10 protein-coding genes are annotated in these 16,298 nt (G+C 65.4%); 4 read left to right on the top strand and 6 right to left on the bottom strand.

What is annotated here, in order from left to right; all coding sequences use genetic code 11:
- Positions 1–10: 10 nt before the first annotated feature.
- A complete protein-coding gene (locus KU887_RS27285; RefSeq protein WP_258256236.1) occupies positions 11–2,644 on the top strand; it encodes a fimbria/pilus outer membrane usher protein in 2,634 nt (877 codons plus the stop codon).
- Positions 2,645–2,722: 78 nt separating this feature from the next.
- On the top strand, positions 2,723–3,745 hold the full coding sequence (locus KU887_RS27280; protein ID WP_258256232.1) for a fimbrial protein: 1,023 nt from the start codon (positions 2,723–2,725) through the stop codon (positions 3,743–3,745).
- A gap of 113 nt (positions 3,746–3,858) precedes the next feature.
- On the opposite strand, the gene KU887_RS27275 is transcribed toward KU887_RS27280, so the two are convergent.
- The 6 genes from KU887_RS27275 to KU887_RS27250 form a co-directional block, all read right to left on the bottom strand.
- Positions 3,859–6,912, bottom strand: a complete 3,054-nt coding sequence (locus KU887_RS27275) for an ATP-binding protein (protein ID WP_258256231.1) — start codon at positions 6,910–6,912, stop codon at positions 3,859–3,861.
- 190 nt (positions 6,913–7,102) lie between these two features.
- Positions 7,103–7,759, bottom strand: coding sequence for a response regulator transcription factor (locus KU887_RS27270; protein ID WP_023476986.1), 657 nt, complete (start codon positions 7,757–7,759; stop codon positions 7,103–7,105).
- A 668-nt stretch (positions 7,760–8,427) separates the two neighbouring features.
- Entirely contained in the window at positions 8,428–11,472 is a 3,045-nt protein-coding gene (locus KU887_RS27265) for an ATP-binding protein (RefSeq protein ID WP_258256224.1), read from the bottom strand.
- A gap of 341 nt (positions 11,473–11,813) precedes the next feature.
- A complete protein-coding gene (locus tag KU887_RS27260; RefSeq protein WP_258256222.1) occupies positions 11,814–12,827 on the bottom strand; it encodes a hypothetical protein in 1,014 nt (337 codons plus the stop codon).
- Between the two features lie 130 nt (positions 12,828–12,957).
- On the bottom strand, positions 12,958–13,785 hold the full coding sequence (locus tag KU887_RS27255; protein WP_006498538.1) for a hypothetical protein: 828 nt from the start codon (positions 13,783–13,785) through the stop codon (positions 12,958–12,960).
- A 122-nt stretch (positions 13,786–13,907) separates the two neighbouring features.
- The gene (locus tag KU887_RS27250) at positions 13,908–14,495 is read right to left on the bottom strand and encodes a tetratricopeptide repeat protein (RefSeq protein ID WP_258256218.1); all 588 of its coding nucleotides are present in this window, start codon (positions 14,493–14,495) and stop codon (positions 13,908–13,910) included.
- A 363-nt stretch (positions 14,496–14,858) separates the two neighbouring features.
- Between KU887_RS27250 and KU887_RS27245 the strand changes: the two genes are divergently transcribed.
- Positions 14,859–15,731, top strand: coding sequence for a helix-turn-helix domain-containing protein (locus KU887_RS27245; RefSeq protein WP_023477227.1), 873 nt, complete (start codon positions 14,859–14,861; stop codon positions 15,729–15,731).
- A 62-nt stretch (positions 15,732–15,793) separates the two neighbouring features.
- Positions 15,794–16,297: a molybdopterin-dependent oxidoreductase gene (locus KU887_RS27240; RefSeq protein WP_053526381.1), complete on the top strand. Its 504-nt coding sequence runs from the start codon at positions 15,794–15,796 to the stop codon at positions 16,295–16,297.
- The last annotated feature ends 1 nt before the right edge of the window (position 16,298 follow it).

Here is a 16,298-nt window from a genome sequence, read left to right as displayed (position 1 = left end):
GTCCTGTGGAATGAATTCGTCGATCCGACATGATCGCCCGGATGCGACCGACACGCCACGGCTCAAGCCGATATATGCGCTGGTGCTGTCGAGCCTCGCCGCGTGGCCAATCGCCGGCCGCGCGGACACCGGCAATCCGGTGCCCGGCGGTCCCGAGACGATGCAGATCGCGCAGGTCGAGCTCGCGCGGACGCCATTCGCGCAGGCCGAGTTCGATCCGGGCTTCCTGAACAACGGCAACGGCCAGACGGTCGACCTCAAGCGTTTCGAGCGCGGCAACCTCACGACGCCGGGCACGTACGGTGTCGATCTCGTCGTCGGTGAAGAATGGGTTGGACGATTCGACATCGCATTCAAGGCCGCACCCGGCACGTCCGATGCACAGCCCTGCTTCGACGGGAAGACGCTGCAGCGTATCGGCGTCGATTTCACGAAACTTCCCGCGGAAACCGTCGACGCAATCACGACCGACGGAGAATGCCGGCGTATCGGCCAGCTCGTTCCCGAGGCGAGCGCGTCGTTCGACTTCAGCGAACAGCGCCTGACGCTCAGCATTCCGCAGGCCTCGCTCGTGCGCCGCGCGCGCGGGTACGTCAGCCCGGATCAGTGGGATGCCGGCGTGCCCGTCGGCATGCTCGACTACAACCTGAACGTCTACAGCTCGAAGGCCAAGGGCAGCAGCGCGGATACGCAGGGTTATCTCGGGCTGAACGGCGGCGTCAACATCGGCAACTGGCATTTCCGCCACAACGGGTCGTACTCGTGGTCCGAGCGCGGCGGCAGCCGCTATCAGAACGTTTCGACCTACATGCAGCGGGATCTGCCGGCGCTGTCGTCGCAACTCGTGCTCGGCGAAACGTTCACGTCCGGCGAGTTGTTCGACTCGACCCAGTTTCGCGGCGTGCGTCTGTCGACCGACGACCGGATGCTGCCCGACTCGCTGCGCGGCTATGCGCCGGTCGTACGCGGCGTGGCGAACAGCAACGCGAAGGTGACGATCCGTCAGAACGGCGTGACGCTGTACGAGACGACCGTCTCGCCGGGCCCGTTCGAGATCAATGACCTGTATCCGACCGGCTATGGCGGCGACCTGCAGGTGTCCGTCACGGAAGCGGACGGCTCGGCACACACGTTCTCGGTGCCGTACGCGGCCGTGCCGCTGTCGCTGCGGCCGGGCATCCAGCGCTACAGTTTCGTCGCGGGCGCGCTGCGCAGCCAGCAAAACACCAGCAATCCGCTGTTTGCACAGGCGACCTACCAGCGCGGCCTGACGAACCTCATTACCGGCTATGGCGGCGTCACCGTCGCGGCCGGCTATGCATCCGCGATGCTGGGCGGCGCGTTCAACACGCAACTCGGCGCACTCGGCGTCGATTTCACGCAAGCCACCACGTCGATCCCCGGCGTGAAGCGCTTCAGCGGCTCGAGTTTGCGGATCAGCTACTCGAAGTCCGTCGCGCCGACCGGCACGGATGTGTCGATCGCCGCGTATCGCTACTCGACAAACGGCTATTTCAATCTCAACGACGCGATGAGCGCGCGCGATGCGGTTCGCACCGGCTATTCGGTGGATACCGTGTGGCGGCAGCGCAATCGCGCGTCGCTGATGGTCAGCCAGCGTCTCGGCGAGAAAGGCGGGCAGTTGAGCCTGACCGCGTCGGCCGCGAATTACTGGAACCGCCCCGGCTCGGACGTCAACTACTCGGTCGGCTACAACAACTCGTTCCGCAACATCTCGTACAGCCTGTCGGCGACGCGCCAGCGCGACTTCGGCGGCAGCATGAGCACGCTGTACTACGCCAGCGTGACGATCCCGCTCGGCAAGTCCAGCCCGGTGACGCTGACGGGCAACGTGTCGCGCGATACGCAAGGCCGCACGCAACTGCAGTCGATGCTGGCGGGCTCGCTCGGCGTCGACAACGACCTGTCGTACAGCATTGCCGCGAACCATACGAACGGTCAGGGCAACGCGAGCACCGACGGCAGCGGCAGCCTCACGTACCGCGCACGCTTCGCCGAGCTCAACCTGAGCGCCGGCGGCAGTTCGACCTACCAGCAGGGTTCGATCGGCATTCGCGGCGCGGCGGTCGCGCACCAGGGCGGCATCACGCTGTCGCAACCGCTGTCGGAGACTTTCGGCATCGTCGAGGCGAAGGGCGCGGAAGGCGCGCGCGTCACGAATGCATCGGGCGTGCGGGTCGACAGCCGTGGCTATGCGATCGTGCCGTATCTCACGCCGTACAACATGAACATGGTCGAACTGGACCCGAAGGGCATCTCGATGGACGTCGAACTGAAGGAAACGAGCCAGCAGGTCGCGCCGCGCGCCGGCGCCGTGCCGCTGCTCAAGTTCGACACGGATACCGGGCGCGCCGCCTTGATCCAGGCACGCAAGTCAGACGGCACGCCGCTGCCGTTCGGCGCGGCAGTCACCGACGAAACCGGCAAGAGCCTCGGCGTCGTCGGCCAGGCGAGCAAGATTTTCGTGCGCGGGCTGAAGGACCAGGGCGAACTCACCGTGAAGTGGGGCGACGATGCGCGCTCGATCTGCCACATCACTTACGACCTGCCGGTCAACTCGAGCACACGTCGATCGAACGGATTCCAGCAGGTCGGCGGCGTGTGCAACGCAAGCGCGATATAGGTCGCGGCTCGCTACCTCGTCTACACCTGGTCTGAATCACTCTCGCGTTCAGCCAGCCATCGAACCGGAATCGAGAACATGCGAAATCATCTACTCACATTTACATTCGTCGTCGCCTGCGCCTTGTCATTCCACCCCGGCTCGGCAATGGCCAGTTGCAAGACATACACCAACGACGGATCAAGCTACTACCTGACGAATATTTCTGGATTCAATCCGCCTGCATTCGACCCTGGTGCGTTTGCGATCGGAAGTGTCATCTACTCCTACAGCGCGTATCCGACCGTCGTCAACAAGAGCAGCTCTTCCCCGTACCCCAGCTTGGTTTCCTGCGATTCCAATACGCGCACTTACGCCACGGGGATCGGAATGCAGAGCAACAATATTTACCCGACTTCGATTCCCAATATTGGAATCAGAATTGTCGAGAACTATTCTTCGGTGAAGTTCCCGTTTTTGGAAAGTTCCTACTGGGTATCGAATACGTGGCTTGCCACTCAATACCAGATCAGAATTGAACTGATCAAGACCGGAGACATCACGGCTGGCGGGGTACTGAGTGGTGCATTCGCGCAATACCGCGCGAACGGCGCCAACGGGCAGCTTCTCGTCGAGCACCGATTCGCGTCGCCTGTCGTTGTCCAACCCAAGGTACCGACCTGCAAGGTTTCGACACCAGCCGTGGCCGTGCCGATGACCTCGGTACATATGGCGCTGTTCAAAGGCGTCGGCACGACGACCACCGCGAACGCGTTCGAGATCGGGCTGGCCTGCTCGGGCGGTGTCGCGGGAACATCGACCAACGCTTACGTGACGCTCACCGATACAACGACGCCAGGCAACACGTCGACGACGCTGTCCTTGACCAAGGATTCGATGGCATCCGGCGTCGGCATCCAGATTCTGAAGAACGGCACGCCGTTGGGCTTCGGGCCCGACTCCGCGGCCGTCGGCAACACCAACCAATGGTATGCGGGCACGATTGCGCAGGGGCAAGCGAACCTGAAAATTCCGCTCAGTGCCCGCTACGTGCAAACCGGGGAGACAGTCACGCCGGGCAGCGCGAATGCCCGTGCGACATTTACGCTGAGTTATCAGTAGCAAGCCCGTGGCGTCGGGCATCGAATCCGCAGGTGCAATCAGCCGTGCTGCTTTCGACATGTCACGCTGACCGATATCGGCCGATATTCGTGCATGGGTCCCGTCACATCTTCTTAAGTCTCGCCGTCGAACCGACGCGAATTCGCTTCGAGCAGGCGGTCAAGCGCAGCTTCGATCGTCTTCTGGAACGCGGGCCAGCGTCGCTTCAAGGCCTCGACGCCGTCTTCGCGCGCGGCACGCTCCATGTCGGCGCTCGCGTCGCGCGCCTCGATGTCCCCCGCCAGCGCAAATCCCCCGCGCATCGAATGCAGTTCGATCTTGACCGGATCGATTGCACCGGCCGACAACGCATCGCCGATCACCGCCAGCGAACGAACCGTCGCCGCACGCAGCGTCTCGCGAATTTCGTCCGATATGACCGGCCGGTTGTCGGCCTCGCCACCATTCGCGCGCGCATCGTTCAGTACGACCGCGCGGCCCCGCGCCGTCTGCCGCCGCAGCACCGCATCGAGCGCGGCAATCGACAGCGGCTTGAGCACGACCTCCGCCGCCCCCGCCCGCTCGCAACGCCGGTAATCCTCATCGGTCGCATGCGCGGTCATCGCGATCACCGGCACCTTCGCGCCCTGCTCGCGCAGGAATCGCGTCAACGCGAAGCCATCGAGTTCCGGCATGCCCAGATCGGTCAGCACGACGTCGAACGGATGCTCGAAGAACGCGCGCATCGCTTCCTTTCCGTTCGAAACGATCGTCGCGCCGTAGCCCAGCGCATCGAGTTGATCCCGCAATAGCGCGCGGCTCGCCGGATGATCCTCGGCCACCAGCACGCGAAGCGGCACGACATCGTCATCCCGATCCGGCCCGTGCTCCGGGTCCGGATCGGACGCGGCGTCCGCTTCCGGATACGCATTGCGCCAACCGGACGGCGCATCGGGCAGCGGCAGCGCGGCCGTGAAGGTCGCGCCCTCGCCGGGCCGGCTGTCGACCGTCAATTCGCCGTGCATCAGCCCCGCGATGCGGCGGCACAGCGGCAGCCCGAGCCCGGTGCCGCCGAAGCGGCGATACACGGACGGATCGGCCTGCATGTAGACGTCGAACAGCGTCGGCAACACATCCGCGGGAATGCCGACACCCGTGTCGCGCACCGCGATCTCGACGCGATGCGCGCCCGCATGCCCGGCCGCGATCCGCGCATCGATCGTGACAGCGCCTTGCTTCGTGAACTTGATCGCGTTGCTGACCAGATTCGACACGAGCTGGCGCAGCCGCGTGGGATCGCCGACGTATCCGTCCGCGAGATCGGACGCGATCCGGCATTCGAGCAGCAGCCCTTTTGCGTCCGCGACCGGCCGGAAAATCGCCGCGACGTCGTGCAGCAGCGCGCGCAGGTCGAACGGTATCCGCTCGAGCACCATCTGGTTCGATTCGGCCTTCGACAAGTCCAGCACGTCGTTGATCACGCGCAGCAGCGCATCCGACGACGATGCGATCGTCTTCAGGCGCCGCTGCTCCCGCGACGGCAGCGGCGCGCGCGCCATCAGTTCCAGGTTGCCGACGATCGCGTTGAGCGGCGTGCGGATCTCGTGGCTCATCGTCGCGAGAAAGGTCGATTTCGCCTTGTTCGCGTCTTCCGCCGCCGCGCGGGCTTCGGTCAGTTTGTCTTCGGTGAGCTTGCGGGCCGTGATGTCGGTAAGCGTGCAGAGCAGCACGTCGACGCCGCGAAATCTGGTCCGGACGATATGCGCGGCAAGGTAGGTCGTATCGTGATCCGCACGTTCGACGGCCAGTTCCCGCTGCATCACGCGGCGCCGGTCGCCGGCGAGCATGCGCTCGCGGTACGCCTGCCAGATGCGCGTGCCGAGCGGAAGCCCCAACGCGCCACGCTCGTACGCGAGCGCCGCGTCGTTGCGCACCATCGTGTCGCCATCGGCCACCGACAGCAGCAGCAGCCCGGCAGGCGCGTTGCGGATCAGCGTCCGGTTGAAGGCCTCGCTTTCGATCAGGCGGATCGCGCGCCGATGCGCGGGACGCAGCGCACGCCGGTCGAACATGACGATCGTGAACCAGAGCAGCGCGATGCCGAACAGCGCAATGCCCGCCGTGGCGCCCACGCCGACGGCTGTCGCGCTCGCCACGCTGCGCCACGAGAAGGCCGTCATCAGCACCAGGCTGGAATCGGGCAGGCGGTCGCTGATGATGAAGCGCGTGCCGATGCGGCGCACGACCACATGTTCGCCGAACGGCTCGCGCGCGTCGTCCAGCGCGCGCTCGATCATCGCCGGATCGCGTTGTCGCCCGAACACCACGTTCCTGCGTGCGTCCACGACCGCGACGTCCTCGTCGTCCGACCGGGGCGACATGATGTCGTCGAGACGAAACAGGCCGTTGAAGACGAGCCATCCGAACGGCCGGCCGGCCGCGTCGTCCAGCCGTCGCGCGAACCGCACGACGGGCCGCCCGGCTATCGGGTCGAATCGGCGGTCGAGCATGAACGTGCGATTGCGCATGTCCGGCTTCTGCTTCGACGCGCCGGTTGGCATCAACGCGGCAATCAATGCGTTCAGGTCGGTATCGGGCGGAAGCAAGCGCGCGCGCTCGACGTACCGCGCGCCGATCGCACCGAGGAACGGGCCATCGAGCCCGATCAGGTAACCGCCCACCGGCTCGGCATCGACGGTGTGCGGCGGATGCGGAGCGCTCGTGTCGATCTGTCCGAGCACGGCGCCCAGATACCGCGCATAGGACTCGGCGGGCCGATCCGCCGTGATCTCGGCCAGGGCGAGGAAGGGCTCGACGCCGGCCACGGTGCTCGCGCTCAACCTGCCATGCCCCGCCGAAAAAGCCTGGAGCGCCTCCGGAGGCGGTCGTGCCTCTTCGTTCCAGAACTGCTCCGTCCGGCCGCCGAAGATCATCAGCAACCGGTCGGCGGCCTGGAGGTTGGCATTGAACCGCGCTTCGCGCTGAAGAAACGTCGAACGCGCCTGCGCAAGGCAGTCCTGCACGTCGAGCCGTACGACGAGCGCCGCGCACACGAGCATGAATATCGTGACCGCCGCGCCGCCGCCATACAGCAGGATTTGCTGCTGACGCCTGATCCGGTCCGGGTCGAACGGCTTGCGGCCCACTGCCGTCGCGTGTGCGATGAATCTTTTCAGTTTTGCGGGCATGTCGTTTCGATTTCGTCGGTCCCGTTCCGGGACGTATCGACGTTGGCCGCGCGATCACTTGCGCGATCGGGCGGCCAACGCCGCAATGCGTGCCGTACGGACATGTGCCGCACCGCGCACCGCGTCGACACATATCCGGGTCGGCAGGCACAATGCGCGACGATGGCCCTGCACCACGCCCTCCGCCGCGCTATGCGTCCTCCGACGCTTCCGGCAGCTTGCCTTCGTCCGCATAACGGATCAGGTCGGCGTCGCGGACGATGCCGAGCTTCTTCATCGCGCTGGTTTTCTGCGAACTGATCGTCTGCTTGCTGCGATGAAGCTGCACGGCGATTTCGCCGACCGTATAGCCGGAGCAATAGAGCCGCACCACCTCGATCTCGCGCGTGGTCAGCGGTCGCGCGGACGACAACACGTCCGTGCTTTCCAGCAGCTGCTTGATGAACGGCGAAAGATAGTTGGCGCCGACATAGGCTGCGTGCACGGCGCCGACCAGATGCGACGTGGCGTCCGACTTGCTCAGGATGCAACCGACGCCCTGCTTCTGGATCGCGCGCAGCACGCTCGGATTGTCGATCATCGTGATCGTCACGAGATGTAGCGCGGGAAACCGCCGTTGCAGGAACGACAGCAACGACAGCCCGTCGCCATACTTGCCGCCCGGCATCACGTAGTCGACGACGAGGACGTCGCTCGGATGCTCGTCGAGCGCGGCGACCAGATCCGTCGAATTCGAGACCGTGCCGATCAGCCGGATCGTGCTGCTTTCCGCAAGCGCTTGCGACATCCCGAGCGCGGACGATGGATGATCGTCCGCCACCATCACTCGCACAAAGAATTCATCCATGGTTTGTGTTCTCCCGATACGTCCGGCCCGCAATTGATGTTCCGCCCAGCCGGAAACCACCTCGATGCGCTGTTCGGGCGAACCACTACGTACGCCGGCCGGACAAAGCGTCGCCTAATTTTAAGATAAATGGACGAGGCAACGTCGCGCGGGCATCATTTTCGGCACACACGCTTCGCCCGAAGTCGCGCATGCCCTCGATCAGACGGGATGCGCACACTGTCCGGGCGCCCCTTGGCGAACGGGTCAGACAAGCACGCCGGGCGTGAATGGCCCGCGTGCGGTCAGGGCATCGGCCCGCGCAAACCCATGTCGTTACGCGGTGCGCACGGCTACCTCGCGCGCTAATGGTTCATCGTCTGCTCATCCGAGTCGTCCATTGCTTGCTGCCATTCGTTGATCGCACGCCGTTTTTGCGACGGCGACATGATCAGGAATTCGTTCATCTTCGTCAGAAAGTCCTTCTTCGATCTCTCCGGTAATATCGCAAATCCGAGCAGCAGCCTGAACACCCTATTCATATAGCGCACGGCCTTCCCCTTCAGTCGATTCAATATCGTGCACGCCGGTGCGCCAGCGCGACACGTCTGCCTTCCATTTCTGACACGCGAGTTTCTTCTTGTCGTTCGCTACCGTTGCGGATCGAACACCGCCCGCGCGCCCGCGTTTCACGACACCCTCTCGTCCCGCGACGCATGCGACCCGGCATGCGCCCCTTGCCGTCGCGCCACCCGGGTCAGCACGGCTTTCAGCTGCGCCAGCGTGACCGGCATCGTCATGATCTGCGCGACCTCCGCCGCCGCATAGCGATCGGCATCGTCCGGCATCAGGTACGACACGACGGCCACCACCACACATGACAGCCCGCGCTCGCGAACGGCTTGCGCGAGCGCGGACGCGCGCATGTCGGGCAAATCGCCCCCCAGCAGCAGCATGTCCCATGACGACGACGCCAACCGGTCGAGCACCGCGTCGCCGCGCCCCGTCTCGGCGACCGTGCACCCCAGTGCATCGAGCTGCTCCCGGAGCATCGAACTGCCGGACGCCGGATCGCCGGCCAGCAGCACGCGCAACGGACGCTCGCCGCGCGCGTCCTTCCGGCGGGCGGAACCGTCCTCCGGCACGGCCCATCGTTCGCCGGGCGTGGCCGCCGCAAGCGTCATCGCGGCCAGCAACCCGGTCAGCGAATAACCCGATACGCGAATCGTCGTGCCGGCGACGTACGGCTGAAGCGGCCCGTCCGGCGTCGCGAACACGATTGGCGCCGCCCCCGCGTGCAGGCTGTCGAGTTCCGCCCGGCGCCAGGTATCGGAGTCGCCGAACAGCACGATCGCGTGCGCGCGCGCGCGGCTCGCGGCAGCGATCTGCGTCGGGCTGCGATGGACGACGACCTCGAACCCCCAGCGTTCGAGATGCGGCCGTGCAAACGTGCGCCACGCGTTCTCGGCCGCGACGAGGATCAGCGTACGGCCGGCGAAGGCGCCGCTCGCGGGATCGGCGTCGATCTCCGTGCCCAGCGGCAGGCGCACGGTGAAACGACTTCCGATCCCGGGCGCACTGACGACCGAGATCGCACCGCCCATCGCCGTGACGAGCCGGTCGCACAGCGCGAGCCCGAGACCCGAGCCCCCGTAGCGCCGGGTGATCGACGCGTCGACCTGCGAGAACGCCTTGAACAGCTTCTGTCGCTGCTCGTCGGGAATGCCGATGCCGGTATCCTCGACTTCCAGCGCGAGCCCGGACACGCCGTGCGCGTCGCGGCGCACCGACAGCCGTGCGGTTACCCGCCCTTCGCTCGTGAACTTGATCGCGTTGCTCAGCAGGTTGGCGAACACCTGGCCGAGCCGCGTCGGGTCGCCGCGCATGCGCTGCGCGCCGCACGCGTCGATTTCCGCGAGCAGTTGCAGTCCTTTCGCCTTCGCGACGGGTGCGAACGCGGCAAGCTCGCGCTCGACCACCGCCATTACGTCGAACTCGATCGACTCCACCGACATCGCGCCCGCCTCGATCTTCGAGAAATCCAGGACGTCGCTGACGATCGCGAGCAGGCCCTCGGCCGACGTGCGCAATGTCTGGACGCGGCTTTGCTGCGATGCGTCCAGCGCCGAGCGGGAAAGCAGCTCGAGATTGCCGAGAATCACGTTGAGCGGGGTCCGGATCTCGTGACTCATCGCCGCGAGGAACGACGACTTCGCGGCGTTCGACGAATCCGCCGCACGGACGGCCTCCTCCAGCTTCCGCACGAACTGCTGCTTCGCGGTCGCGTCGACGACGGCCGCGATCAGCACCACGTCGCCCTGGTAGCGCGCACCGCGTGCGATCACTTCGAGATGCATCGGCTCCGCATCCATGCCCGCGCCGGGGACGTCCATCAGCAGGTTGACGCGCATCGCCCCGTCTGCGCCGCCGCTCGACAGGAAAGCCTCGTAACGGTCGACGATCTGCTCCGACAACGCCGCCCGATCGCCGCCGAACCGAGCGGCGATCTCGGTCAGCGCGGTACTGGCGAGCATGATGCGCCGGTCGGCCAGCGACACGAGCCCGATACCGACCGGCGCCATCTCGACCACGTGACGACACAGATCCTCGCTGTCGAACACGCGCTGCGAACGTGCATAGACGGGAATCAACACGCGCCGGAAAAAGCGGATCAGCAGCCACCACATCACGGCGATCGCGACCAGCGTCGAAGCGGCCAGCGCACCCGCCTGCACACCGATGCCGGACGCGATATCGGACCACGACAGCGCATACGCGATCGTCCAGCCGGTCTTGCCGAGCGCGCCCCGGAACACGACGAAACCGTCGCGCACGAGCGGCGCGCCGGCAGCCGTGCCCGCATGCGCGACGTCGAGCCCGAGCAGGCGCCCGGCCAGCCCGGGAACCGCCGCGGCTGCCGGATCCATCGCGACGAGCCGGTTGTCGGCGGTCGTGATGAAGAACGTGCCTTCCGACGTGCGCTCGGCGAGCCACGACAGCAGGTAGTCGGGCGCATATTCGGTCACGAGCACCGCGAACGGCTCGCCTTCCGCGACGGCCTCGGCGGCGATCCGGATACGCGTGCGCCCGGTGACCGGATTGACGTACGGCGGCAGCCAGTGCACGCGCGGCTGGGCCGGCGAAGACGCCGACCGGGGTTCGGCGAGGTCGACCCGCAGCGCTTCCAGCACGCCCGCACGCGCGGCCGGCGTCGCGAGCGCGGGATTCTCGCGCGACAGATGCGGCACGAGTCCGAACAGGCCCGTGCGCGTGCTGTAGTGATAGCCCTCCAGCACACGCCCACGATTGAGCGAGCTGGCCGCGCAGATGCGCGACAGGATGAACGACAACGAGAGATAGCGCGCGACCTCCGCGCGCGCGTCCGTCTGTCCGGGCACGCCCACCACGAGCGACGGATACGGCGTGATCGCGAGTTGCTGGTTGTTGTCGAAGAAATCGTTCACGATCCGGCGGGGCGCCGGGCCCAGTTCGCGCCAGATCAGTTGCGTATTCGCGACGCCGTTGCGGAACGACGTCTCGCTCACCTGTATCTCGTCGAACGTCTCTTCCATCCCGTTCGCGAAATTGCGCCGCTCGCCATTCAGGTAGCCGTAGACGATCGACGCCATCCCGAGCCCGCAGGCGATCAGGATCAGGATCGTCACGACGATGCCGCCGCCGAACATCGAAATGCTCTGGTAGCGACGAATGGACTGGAGCGTGCTGTTTGGCATGACACTGCACGGAGCGGCTTCGCGGGCGGAGGGGGAAATGCACCTTCCGGCAGGCGAGCGCCTGCATCGTGCTGGAGCTTTGGAAATGAACGTGCACCGATCATGCCAAACGGTGCATCGAAAATCAGTCGAGCTCGACTCTTTTAGTACAAGTCAAACTGAATTGAGTAGATATTTGGAACTCGACCGAAAATCCGGTCGCACGACCGCCACGCAGCAGCCGCCCGAACCGGGGAAAAGCCGGCGGCCGGCGATGTGCGGGCCGCCACCGCGCGCGCCGGGCGGCGCGCCGTGATGCGCAACGGCGACGGCCGGCCGGGCCGCCTTCGTTGCGCGTGCGCTCAGTTCTGCGTGAGCGGATTCAGCGTCGTGCACAGGAAGCCCGTGCAGTTCTTCGGCGTGAAATAGAACGACGCCGTCACCGGCGCGGGGGAGCCGAGCGCGATATCGCTCAGATAGGCGGCGCCTTGCGCGCCGAACGTGTTCGCCTGCTGCACGAAGCTCGCGCCGGTCGACTGGATCGCGGCCGAGTCGTACGAGAAGGTCGGCGACTGCGTCTGATCCTTCACGTAGATCCACGAGATCGCGGTGCCGAATGCCATGCCGCCCTTCGCGCGATAACCCTTCGCCCCTTCGCTGTTGGCCTGTGCGATGAAGTCGCTGACGGTCGACGTCGGCGCCAGCGCGTCGTACGTATAGGTCGCGTTCGACGCGTTGTTCTTCATGTACACGTTCGCCTGCACGGCGCCCACCATCAGCGGGCCGAGCAACCAGTAGCCCGACTGGCCCTGGCCGTTCGCCTGCGTGAGGAACGCGTTGGCATCGGCCGGCAGGCCGGTCGTCGTGTACGTGTAGGTGGCGGACGAACCGCCATCCTTGCGATAGAGATCGCCGTACGTGAGCGGCCCTTCGTAGCGGTAGCCGCTCGCCCCTTGCGCGTTGGCCGCGTTGACGAAGGACGTCATGTCGGCCGGCGCCGCCTGCAACTGGTACGTGTAGGTCTGCGCGGTACCGTCGTTCACGAAGATCGACTGCGTTCCGCCGTTGCCCGCCGTGTAGAAGTAGTCGCCCAGATAGCGATAGCCCTTCGCGCCTTCGTTGTTGATCAGCGTCAGGAAGCTCGCCTTGTCGGCCGCGACAGGCTGCGCCTCGTAGCGCCACGTCAGCGTGCTGCCGCCCGAGCCACCCGAACCGCCGTTGCCGCCGGAACCCGTGCCGCCGGTCCCGCCGGTCCCGCCACTGCCGCCGTTGTTGGTCGTGCCCGATCCGCCGGACGCGGCGGGCGAGGAATTGTCGTCGCCGCCGCAAGCGGTCAGCGCCAGGCAGGTCAATGCAATCAGTGCAACGGCTTTCATCGGGATCACCTTCCGAACGAACAGGACGAACGCAGCCAGTGCGCGCGCATCGTGCCGAGCGCACCGACCTTCACGAATCACGAGTCAGAGATCAGGAATCGGCCGGCGGCATCCCGCCGGCCCGGCAACGTCAGTTCACCTGCAGCTGGCCACCGCGGCCCAGCCCGCCCTTCACGTCCTGCGCCTTGTAGCTGCGCAGCGCGACGACCATCTTGTTGTACGCATCGATGAACGCGACGACCGTCGCCTTGCCTTCCGGCGTCGACGAGAAGCCCGCCAGCGCGCCGCCCACGCCGCCGCCGAAGCCGCCCAGCGCCGCGCCGTAGTTCGTCGCCGTCGAACTGCCTTCCGACGCCGCGATCTGCACCGCCGAGCGCACGTCGAACAGCGTCAGCGTCACCACCGACGCCTTCGTCTGCAGATGGCCCGCCACCGCCGCCACCGCGCTGTTGCCGATCAGCCCGCCGATCATGCTGCCGATCCCGCCGATCGGCGAATCGTTGATCACGATCTGCGGCTCCATGTAGTAGTCGGCCGCGACACGCTGGCCCTTCTGCTGCTTCGAGCCCGCGCGGTATTCGCCCGAGTTGCGCTGCAGCTGCGTGATGCGCGACAGGCGTGCGTCGCTCTTCTGGTTGCCGATCGACGTGATCACGAAGCAGTTCGACTGCTGCACCGCCAGGCGCAGCAGCGGGTCGATCGTCGTCATCTTGGTCGCGCTGCCGAACGGGCCCCACCAGTCGGCATTGCGGCCGTCGTCGACCGCGATCGTGCCGAGCGGCGACGTGCAGCGCTGCAGTTGCGAATCGGCGCCGGCGCTCGCGCCGCCAGCCGCGGCGCCCGTCACGCCGGCGTTCTGCCCGCCGGGCGTCACCACGCCGCCGCAACCCGCGACGGACGCGCCAAGCGCTGCCACCAGCGCACCTTGAGTGAGACGTTGGAGAAGGTTGGTCTTCATTGTCGTTGTCGATCGATTAGAGTCGTTGTTCGGCTTATGTGTCCGTGCGAACTTCGATAAGCCCCCCGGCGCGGCGCGCGATGGTGGTCTCCCCGCGGCTGCCCCCGTTGCCCGATGCCCGGTCAGTAGTACCAGTACGTCTGCTGCCAGACGCCGTAGTACGGATAGCCCGAGTACCAGTAGCCGTAATAGGTGTCACGCCATTGCGTGCGCCATTTCCAGTCTTCTTCGTCCTCTTTCTTCGCCTTGCGCGCGAGATCGAGCAGCTTTTTCGATTCCCTGTCGCCGCGAGCGGCCGCGATCGACAGCCACTTCTCCGCTTCGCGCGCATCCGAGCCCATTTCCTCGAGGCCGAACAGGTAGAAACTGCCGAGCGCCTTCTGCGCGTTCAGGTCGCCGCGTTCGGCCGCCTCGCGCATCCACTTGAGCGCCTGGTAGCTGTCCTGGCGCACGCCGTCGCCGCGGAAATAGCGGAGGCCGAGGTCGTAGGCGGCCTTCGGCTGGGTCTTCGCGGTTTGCTTGAGCGCGGCGATGCGCGGATCGTCCCGGTCTTCCGCATCGTCCCTTTTTTGATAGGAGACCTGATCTTTAGGGCGATCGGAACAACCGGTGTCGTCGCAGATCCGTACCGTGCTGGCGGTGACCGACGGATCCTGCGCGCACGCGGCCAACAGCAACAGCAGCCCCGGTGCGAGTAAACGGCGATACATTTGGTACTTTCCTCAAGTTTTATTGGCGCCGCAATTCTTCGAGCTATCCCACCCCGTGAGCTCGTACCTGGTTGCGCGCGGCGCAGCGGATACAATTCCATCCGCCTACGCCGACACGCAGTCCTAGGCTCTCTCAGGTTCTCTCTTCGAATCGTTCCGTCACTATTTCATTGCTGCCGCTTTTCGCTGACCCGACTATGCCGGGATCGATCTCCAAACATGACGCGACAAACAATAGTGACGTGGTGAGCAATAATAATGGAGAAAAATGGCATGTCAAGGTCCTTCGCGTCTTTAAAGTTTGCGTGACGCGTCAGCTTTGATATGCTCTCCCTCGCCAAAACCCCTGGAGACCCCATCGAGATGTCCACCACCGAGCAGGCCAACGTCGATCTCATCACCGCCAACAAGGTGCGCGATCTCCTGAACCGGAACGGCATTCCGCCGCGCAGTCACAACACGACGATCGCGAACGTGCTCGGCCTGAGCTTCTCGGTCGTCACGCGCAAGATGAAAGGCCTGATTCCGTGGAACCTGTCGCAGCTGCAGGACATCGCGACGCACTTCGGCGTGCCGCCCGCGATCCTGCTCGACGACAAGGGCACGCAGCCGGCCGCGGCCGAGATGATCGACGCGACGTTCGTGATCGAGTCGAAGCGCTTTCGCTGCCGCGCCGCGATCTCGACGAAAGCCACCAGCCAGATCGAAACGGATTTCGTCGCGCTGCAGTGGCAGGGCGAATGGATCGTCACCGAGCGCGAGCACGCACGCGAGGGCCGCACGTATCCGGTCGACCTGATCGAGCTGCGCTCGGCGCAGCCGAACGTGTATGCGGCGCGGATCGCCGTGGTCGACGATTCGCACGACGTCGCCGAAACGGTCTGTGAATATTTCATCGAGAAAGGCGTGAACGCGATTCCGTACTTCGACGGCGCGAGCTTCCGCAAGGCGCTGGAAGTCGAGGATTTCGACGGCTACATCCTCGACTGGATGCTCGGCGACCAGACGGCCGCCGAACTCGTGCGCGGCATCCGCTCGAGCGAGAACAGCGGCGCGCCGATCTTCCTGCTGACCGGCAAGATCTCGACCGGCGAAGCGAGCGAGGACGAAATCGCGCACATCGTGTCGCACTACAACGCGCGCTGCGAAGAAAAGCCGGTGCGCCTGCCGATCCTGTTCGCGGAAGTCGCCCGCGAACTGAAACTCACGCTGCCGGCGGCGTCGGCCGCGAACTGAGAACCGGAAACCGCCGCCGGAACGACAACCCGCTACCCGCACCACCAGACCGAGGGAAAGACATGCGCGTTTCAACCATCTGGATCAAAAGCCTGCTGACGGCCTGCCTGCTCGGGATGACCGTCGCGGCATGGGCCGCGTCGTCGTTCACGTTTACCGTCGACGGCAAGATCAGCAAGAGCAATCAGCAGGGGAAGATGACCTACGTCTTTTCCGAGCAGGCGCTGATGGCGCTGCCGCAGCATACGATCGTCACGTCGACGAGCTGGACGCCGAAGGCGACCTTCACCGGGCCGCGCCTGTCCGACGTGCTGAAGACGGTCGGCGCGCACGGCACGCAGATCGAATTCCGCTGCATCGACGAATACACGTTCACGATTCCCGTGTCGGACGCCGACAAATACGGCGTGATCCTCGCGCGGACGATGAACGGCAAGGTGCTCGGCAACGACAACTACGGCCCGTTGTGGATCATGTATCCGCGCGACCAGTATCCCGACGAGCTGAAGACGCCGCTCGGCGAAGCGAAGTTCGCGTGGCAGATCATCGGTCTGACCGTGAAGTGAC

This window comes from Burkholderia sp. EMB26, assembly GCF_024730645.1.
GTDB lineage: Bacteria > Pseudomonadota > Gammaproteobacteria > Burkholderiales > Burkholderiaceae > Burkholderia > Burkholderia cenocepacia.
This window is presented reverse-complemented; position numbering and strand designations above follow the sequence as displayed.

Bases quoted from the DNA above. Each gene is read 5' to 3' on its own strand.
- KU887_RS27270 (WP_023476986.1), bottom strand. From the start codon at position 7,759: ATGGATGAATTCTTTGTGCGAGTGATGGTGGCGGACGATCATCCATCG.
- KU887_RS27265 (WP_258256224.1), bottom strand. From the start codon at position 11,472: ATGCCAAACAGCACGCTCCAGTCCATTCGTCGCTACCAGAGCATTTCG.
- KU887_RS27255 (WP_006498538.1), bottom strand. From the start codon at position 13,785: ATGAAGACCAACCTTCTCCAACGTCTCACTCAAGGTGCGCTGGTGGCA.
- KU887_RS27275 (WP_258256231.1), bottom strand. From the start codon at position 6,912: ATGCCCGCAAAACTGAAAAGATTCATCGCACACGCGACGGCAGTGGGC.
- KU887_RS27240 (WP_053526381.1), top strand. From the start codon at position 15,794: ATGCGCGTTTCAACCATCTGGATCAAAAGCCTGCTGACGGCCTGCCTG.
- KU887_RS27260 (WP_258256222.1), bottom strand. From the start codon at position 12,827: ATGAAAGCCGTTGCACTGATTGCATTGACCTGCCTGGCGCTGACCGCT.
- KU887_RS27250 (WP_258256218.1), bottom strand. From the start codon at position 14,495: ATGTATCGCCGTTTACTCGCACCGGGGCTGCTGTTGCTGTTGGCCGCG.
- KU887_RS27280 (WP_258256232.1), top strand. From the start codon at position 2,723: ATGCGAAATCATCTACTCACATTTACATTCGTCGTCGCCTGCGCCTTG.
- KU887_RS27285 (WP_258256236.1), top strand. From the start codon at position 11: ATGAATTCGTCGATCCGACATGATCGCCCGGATGCGACCGACACGCCA.
- KU887_RS27245 (WP_023477227.1), top strand. From the start codon at position 14,859: ATGTCCACCACCGAGCAGGCCAACGTCGATCTCATCACCGCCAACAAG.